General features: G+C 67.5%; 6 protein-coding genes. 4 read left to right on the top strand and 2 right to left on the bottom strand.

Annotated elements, in window-relative coordinates; all coding sequences use genetic code 11:
- The first annotated feature begins 160 nt into the window (after window positions 1-160).
- Together EIP85_RS21160 and EIP85_RS21155 are read left to right on the top strand one after the other, a co-directional pair.
- On the top strand, window positions 161-1228 hold the full coding sequence (locus EIP85_RS21160) for a cytochrome c oxidase assembly protein (protein ID WP_127904204.1): 1068 nt from the start codon (window positions 161-163) through the stop codon (window positions 1226-1228).
- A 117-nt stretch (window positions 1229-1345) separates the two neighbouring features.
- Window positions 1346-2629, top strand: coding sequence for a DUF3422 family protein (locus EIP85_RS21155; RefSeq protein ID WP_127904203.1), 1284 nt, complete (start codon window positions 1346-1348; stop codon window positions 2627-2629).
- Window positions 2630-2691: 62 nt separating this feature from the next.
- Here EIP85_RS21155 and EIP85_RS21150 read toward each other — a convergent pair whose 3' ends face one another.
- Window positions 2692-3570 carry a LysR family transcriptional regulator gene (locus tag EIP85_RS21150; RefSeq protein ID WP_164871845.1) on the bottom strand — a complete coding sequence of 293 codons (879 nt, stop codon included), beginning with the start codon at window positions 3568-3570 and terminating at the stop codon, window positions 2692-2694.
- Between the two features lie 153 nt (window positions 3571-3723).
- On the opposite strand from EIP85_RS21150, the gene EIP85_RS21145 reads away from it, so the two are divergent.
- Entirely contained in the window at window positions 3724-3987 is a 264-nt protein-coding gene (locus EIP85_RS21145) for a DUF4242 domain-containing protein (RefSeq protein ID WP_127904201.1), read from the top strand.
- Window positions 3988-4282: 295 nt separating this feature from the next.
- Entirely contained in the window at window positions 4283-5164 is an 882-nt protein-coding gene (locus EIP85_RS21140) for a formylmethanofuran dehydrogenase subunit E family protein (protein ID WP_206615618.1), read from the top strand.
- Between the two features lie 132 nt (window positions 5165-5296).
- Here the strand turns inward: EIP85_RS21140 and EIP85_RS21135 are convergent, their stop codons facing one another.
- The gene (locus EIP85_RS21135; RefSeq protein ID WP_127904200.1) at window positions 5297-6694 is read right to left on the bottom strand and encodes a glutamine synthetase family protein; all 1398 of its coding nucleotides are present in this window, start codon (window positions 6692-6694) and stop codon (window positions 5297-5299) included.
- Window positions 6695-6696: the final 2 nt, after the last annotated feature.

Raw genomic sequence — 6696 nt, 5'->3', positions numbered from 1 at the left:
GACGCCAAGGCCAGCCTGAACGCGCTTCTGCCGAAGATCGAGTGAGACCGGGGTGCGCGGGGACCCGGAGGCCCGGACGCCCCCGCGCGCGGTCAAACCAGTTGAGCGGCGGGCACGGGACGGCTAAGCCTGTCAAAACCGCGGCCTGCCCGGAGATCGCATGAAGCCTGCGCGCGTTCTTTTCCTTCTCCCGGCGGCCTTTGCCGCGCCGGCGCAGGCGGCCCCGCTTCTGGGGCCGGAACTGCTGCGCCACTGGGTGCCGGACCCGGTGACGATCGGCCTTGTCTGGGGCCTGGCCTGGATCTACCTGCGCGGTACGGCGCGGGCCTATCAGCGGCGGCATCCGCCGAAGGACTGGCGGGTGATCGCCTTCCTGGTCGGTCTGTTCCTCGTGCTTCTTGCCATGGTCTCTCCCTCCACGGCGCTCGCGTCCCAGAGCGCCTTCGCCCACCAGGTGCAGGCCGCCGCGCTGCGGGTGATCGGGCCGCTGCTGATCCTGGTCGCCCGGCCGCAGCGGATGCTTTACGCCGGGATGCCGAAGGAGCTTCGGCGCGGGATTTTCGCGCGGCTCTGGCGGGATCCCTTCCTTGGCCATCTGGCTGGGCGGGTGGCGACGCCGGTGGTCGCGGCGGCGCTGAATGTCGCGGTCTTCTGGTTCTGGCTTCTGCCGCCATGCCAGGATGCCTCTGTCAGCCTGCCGGTCATCGGGTATCTCGAGCGGCTGAGCCAGCTGGGTGCGGGGCTTCTGTTCTTCTGGGTGCTGTTCGACCGGCGCGACCCCGACCTGGGCGGCACCAGCTACGGGCCGCGGATCGTCATGCTGATCGTCAGCGCGCTGGTTCTGGTCGTCACGGGCGTGGCGCTGACCATGAAGCCGATCGCGATCTGGCACGCCTATCCGGCCGGGCCCCGGCTTCTGGGCTTCGACGCGGTGGACGACGAGGCGACGGCGGGCTTCGTCAACTGGGCCTGGGTGTCGATCATCTATCTGCTGACCATCATCCTCGTCTTCTTCCGCTGGAACGCGGCGGAGGTGCGGGCCTATCTGCGCGCGATGGCGCCGGGGCCGGGGCAGGGCAACCTGCCGCTGATCCCCGAGACGGCCGAGGAGCTGTGGCTTCTGGTCGAGCCGAAGAATCGCCGCGTGGCGCTCAGCCTCGCCATCATCCCGGCGGTGATGTTCGTGACGGTGATCACGCTGGTCGTGACGATCCATTACGGGACGTGACGGCGGGAGGTGACGGTGCAACGTGACGGCGCGTCGCAAGAAGCGTCGCTCCTGTGCTGTTGCGCGGTATCGGAGAGCGGCTAGGCTCTCCGCCAGGTCCAGACCCACGGAGCGCCCATGTCCGCCGCCTTCGACCACCCGCTGCGCTACACGATCACGAACGAGCTGCATGCCCGGCCCTTCCCGGCGATCCAGGCGCCGGCGCATGCGGTTTTCCTTGCGCTGAAGCAGCCGGTAGGCGCGGCGAACCGCGACCGGGCGAAGGACCTTGTCCATCTGCAGGCGCTGCTCGACCGCCATGGCGCGCCGCGCCCCGAGCCGGGGGCCACCCATTACGCCGGCGCGATCGGGCGGCAGGAGCTGAAATGGGAGAGCCATACCGAGGTCGTCACTTTCACAGCCTTCGGCCCGGGCGTCGGCCCGCGGCCCTTCGATCCGGCCGCCGCGGAGGTCTTTCCTGAGGACTGGATCGCCCAGGCGCCCGGCAAGCGGCTGGTCTCGGCGCTGATCCGGATCGATTTCCTGCCGGAGGATCCGGCGGCGCTTGGCGCGATGTTCGACGAGTGGTTCGTGGCCGAAAGCCTGGCCTGCGCCTGGGTGCTGGACCGTGCCGCGGTGGTGGCCAGCGATTTCCGCATCGATCCGGCCGGGCACATGCGCTTTGCGCTGCTGGTCCGCCCCGGCACCTCGCCGCAGCGGATCGGGCGGATCGTGCAGCGGCTCTGCGAGATCGAGACCTACAAGGCGATGTCGATGCTCGGGCTGGGCCGGGCGCGGACGCTTGCGGGCCGGCTGAACGAGGTGGAGCCGCAGCTTTCCGCGCTGGTGGAGGAACTGACGTCCGACACCGGCTCGCCCGAGCATACGCTGCACGAGCTGCTGGCGATCTCTGCGGAGCTGGAGAAGCTCGCCGCGCAGGCCTCGTTCCGCTTCGGTGCCACCGGGGCCTATGAGGCGATCGTGCAGCAGCGGGTGGCCGTGCTGCGCGAGGAGCGGTTCGAGGGGCGCCAGACCCTCGGCGAGTTCATGACCCGGCGCTACGATCCGGCGATGCGGACGGTGAAATCGGCGGAGCGGCAGCTGAACCAGATGTCCGCGCGGGCCGAGCGGGCAGGGGACCTGTTGCGCACCAGGGTCGACGTCGACCGCTCGCGCCAGAGCCAGCAGCTTCTGGAAAGTATGGACCGGCGCGCCGACCTGCAGCTGCGGCTGCAACACACGGTCGAGGGGCTCTCGGTCGTGGCGATCAGCTATTACGCGGTGAACCTGCTGAGCTACATCGCCGCGCCTTTCGCCGATCATTGGGGCGTGGCGCATATGGCGGTGGCCGCGGCGCTGACGCCGCTGGTCGTTGTGGTGATGTGGCTGGGGCTCAGACGGGTCCGGAAGGGCCTGCACTGAGCCCTGGCGCCGGGGCGGGAAGCAGGATCGTCCGCGCGGCCGAGGTCGCCAGAAGCGCCGTGTCAGCCTGGCCAGGCGAATGTCTGGGTGGAGCGCATCAGGGCCTCGACCGCCGGCGAGAATTTGCGGCCCGGGACGGTCGCGGTGACGATCCGGCGCTCGACCGCGGGTTCGATCAGCGGCCGCTGGATCAGCCCCGGAAGCGTGACCGAATATTCGGGCATGAAGGCGAAGCCGATCCCGGCCAGCACCATCGCCTGGACCCAGTCTTCACGCTCGGAGCGGAACCGCGCGTAGAGTTCGACACCCTTTTCCTCGCAAACCGCCATCACCATCTCGCGCATCTCGCAGGACAGGCGATCCACGTAATGCTCGCCGGAAAGGTCGCGCAGGGAAATCGCGTTCGACCGGCCGAGCCGGTGTTCGGGCGGAAACACCACGACATAGCGCTCGGTGTAGAGTTCCGCGGTGTTCAGGTCCGCCACGATGTCCTGCAGTCCGGTCATCACGCCGACGTCGATGTCCCCGGCAAAGAGCCGGTCGCGAATGTCCGGCAGCGTGCCTTCCGTGACCGCAAGCTCCAGCCCGCCATGTTCCTTCTCGAACCGGGACAGGAAGCGGGCGAGCCGCAGATGACCGATGGTCGACATCACGCCGAGACGGACGGGCACCTGTTCAAGCAGCCGGAAGTTCTGTGCCAGGACTTTTGTCGCCATGGCCTCCTCGGCGATATGCTGAAGGCGCGGCAGCATGGAGCGGCCGAAATCGCTCAGGAGGATGTGCTTTCCCTCCCGGTGGAAGGGCGGCGCGCCAAATTCCGCCTCCAGCGTCTTGATGCCCTTGGTCAGCGCCGGCTGGGTCACGTTGCATTCGGCCGCGGCCCTGGTGAAGTTCAGCAGGCGGGGGGCCGCGAGGACATAGCGGATCTGGGACATCTCCATGGCGCAGCTCCTCCCGTTCACTCGACACTCGGCGACGGTATCATACCGCATTCGAGCCAAACCTCAGGTTATTGATCCATTCCCAATCGCAATTTCCGTTCGCCGCGATGCTGCGCTCCAATTGGGCAGTGTCAGCAAGAAGGGAGAACCACGATGTCCGTCTACATGGTCGAACGGAACCTGAAGGGGATCAGCATGGAGGATCTGGCCGGAGCGCAGAAGGCTGCCATCATTACGGCCAACAGCATGCGCGCTGAAGGAGAGCAGGTTCGCTACATCCGCTCCACCTTCGCTCCGCAGGACGGGCGCTGCATGTGCCTGTTCGAAGGGACCTCGGCCGATCAGGTCCGCGCGCTGAACGACAAGGCAGGGCTGCCCTATATTCAGGTCGTCGAAGCGATGGACCTTACGCCCTGAGGGCAGTGGCCCCCGCGGGCCGGAGGGCGGACCGGCGCCGGGTGGCAGCTCTGGCCCGGTCGTTGGTTTGGATGACTGGTCCGCGGGCTGGCCCTGCCTGAGCGTCGGGTCGTGACCGGTGGCAGGTCTCCGCCACCTGTGAGGCGAGATTGATCGCCATCAAGCCCGGGTGATCGCGGCCCTGCTATCAGGCCGGGGCGAAGCGACGCGGTCGCATGCCGGTCGAGAGGTTGGAATGTGGCGGTCGCACTCATGCAGGGGCCGCGCAATGATACGAACCTCGGTTTGGCGCCGGATGGCGATGGTCGGATTTCTCGTTGCCGTCGCAGGACTGGAGGCGAGGCCGGCGTCGGCGGGCGACCCGACATATCGCCAGGGCGAGAACATCTTCATCGAAACCGGCGTCGAGGCACCGGATCGCGCGCCGAGCTGGTACGCCCCGATGGCCGGAAAGCCATATGCGCCCGTGTTCGAGATGCTCGCGACCCGGGGAACGCAGGGGCGTTACTATCCCTACACCTACCCGGTCACCCTCAAGGACATGATCCGGTTTCACGGACACGATTGCGAGGGCACCATTCACGCGGCCGCCAGCGCCCGTGTGGCCCTCGACGTCCTGTTTCCCGACGGCATCATCGATCGCAGCGTCCTTTGGGGAATTTCCGGCCCCTCGCCATGCTGGTCGGACGCAGTGGCCTTTCTCACCGGCGCGCGCATCCAGTACGGCAATCTCGGCTACTTCAAGGATGCCCGCTACGGACACGCGATCATCCTCTATCGAGAGGATACGGGCGTTGCCGTCCTTGCCACCTGGAAGAAAGGCATCAACAACATTCCGGGCGAGCCGGTGATGTTGCCGGGGGCGGTCGACTGGAAGCCGGAGGTGGATTCGTCGGTCGTGATGAAGCTCAAGTCCGACGTGAAGGCGCAGGGTGGCACACCGACGCCCTATCAGGTGGATCTCCTGCGATATCTGCAGTGGAAGCACGTCAACGACATTCTGGAACACCCGTTGGCGCAGAGCTATCAGGTTCAGGTTCTCCAGAACTTCCGGTGGGAGGATTGGATCGACCCGACCAGGACCATCCCGGCATCGATTGCCAGGACGGACACGCGTCTCAAGAATTATCCCTACCGGCCAAAACCGATTTCCGGACCGGAGGATGCCGGACAGTGAGCGGCCGCTGCGGCCCCCTCGTTCCAGCGGGCGATCCCACCGCCCGCGCCGCGCCCCCGTTCCAGGCGTTTGTCACGATCGGCCCGAAGATGATGGCCTTGGCGCCTGAGCCGCGCGACCTGGCGGGGTTCCTCAGACCGTATGCAGGTAAAGCGCGTAATCCACGTCCGAGATGGTCCGCGCGACGCGGGCGTATTCCGACGCCCGCACCGTGGTGAAGGTGCGGTGCATGTCTTCGCCGAGGGCGCGTTTCAGGAATGCCGACCCCTCCGCCAGCCGGATTGCGGCGTTCCAGTCGCGCGGGATCTCGGTTCCGGCCGCGCCGCTTTCTTCGTCATAGGCATTGCCCGTGGTCGCCGGCCCCGGATCGATGCGGTTGTCGATGCCGTGCAGGATGCCCGCCAGCACCGTCGCGCCGACGAGATAGGGGTTGGCGTCGACGCCTGACGGCCGATGCTCGATCCGCCGCGCGCTGGCGTCGCCTTCGGGGATGCGCAGGGCGACGGAGCGGTTGTTCACCCCCCAGGCGGTCGAGATCGGGGCATAGCTCTGGTTCGCAAAGCGCCGCCAGGAGTTGAGGTGCGGCGCGAAGACCAGCATGGATTCCGCCATCGTCGCCTTCAGCCCGCCAAGCGCGTGGAGAAGCGTGTCGGTCCAGCCCTCGCCCGGCGCCTCTGCCATCACGTTGCGGCCTTCGCCGTCCATCAGGGAGACGTGAAAATGCATGCCGGAGCCCGCGTAAGCCTCGATCGGCTTGGCCATGAAGCAGGCTGTCACCCCGTGGGCCCTTGCCTGCTGGCGCACGATCCGCTTCAGGCGCACGATGTCGTCGGCGGCCTTCATCACGTCCTCGCGGTAATGCAGCGTCAGCTCGTATTGCCCCGGCGCATATTCCGAGATCAGCGTCTCGGCGACGATCCCGGCCTTTTCCGCGCCGGCGTAGACGTCGGAGAAGAGCGGCAGCATTCCGTGCAGGTGGTCGAGCGAATAGACCTCGGTCTTGCTGCTCGCCCGGCCGTCGAGAACGTCGCGCGCCGGGCGCACCCGGCCATCCGGGTCGCGTTCGTTGTCGAGCAGGAAGAACTCCAGTTCAAAGGCGCCCGCGGGTTTCAGCCCCCGCTCGGCGAAAGCCGCGATCTGGCGGGCCAGCGCGTGGCGCGGGTCAGAGCCCATCGGACGTCCGTCAAGCTCGTAGAGCGACAGGAACACCTCGGCCCGGGGTGGCTGGGTATTGTGCAGGGGCTTCAGCGTGCCGGGCACCGGCCAGGCGCGCAGGTCGCCGTCGCCCTTGTCCCAGATCAGCCCGGTCTCGTGCACGTCCTCGCCGCAGACGTCGAGCCCGAGGATCGAGATCGGCATGTGCCGTCCCGAGCGGTAGAGCGACATGAGCTCGTGCCGCCGGATGATCTTGCCCCGCCCGATGCCGGAGCTGTCGTGCAGCACGATGTCGATCGCCTCCACCGCGGGGTGGGCGGCGAGGAAGGCCTCGGCCTCGGAAATGTCGGCACCGGAGGGGCAGGTCTGGGTCATGG

Origin of the sequence: Solirhodobacter olei, from assembly GCF_004010155.1 — a bacterium.
In the GTDB taxonomy this organism is placed as follows: Bacteria; Pseudomonadota; Alphaproteobacteria; order Rhodobacterales; family Rhodobacteraceae; genus Solirhodobacter; species Solirhodobacter olei.
This window is presented reverse-complemented; position numbering and strand designations above follow the sequence as displayed.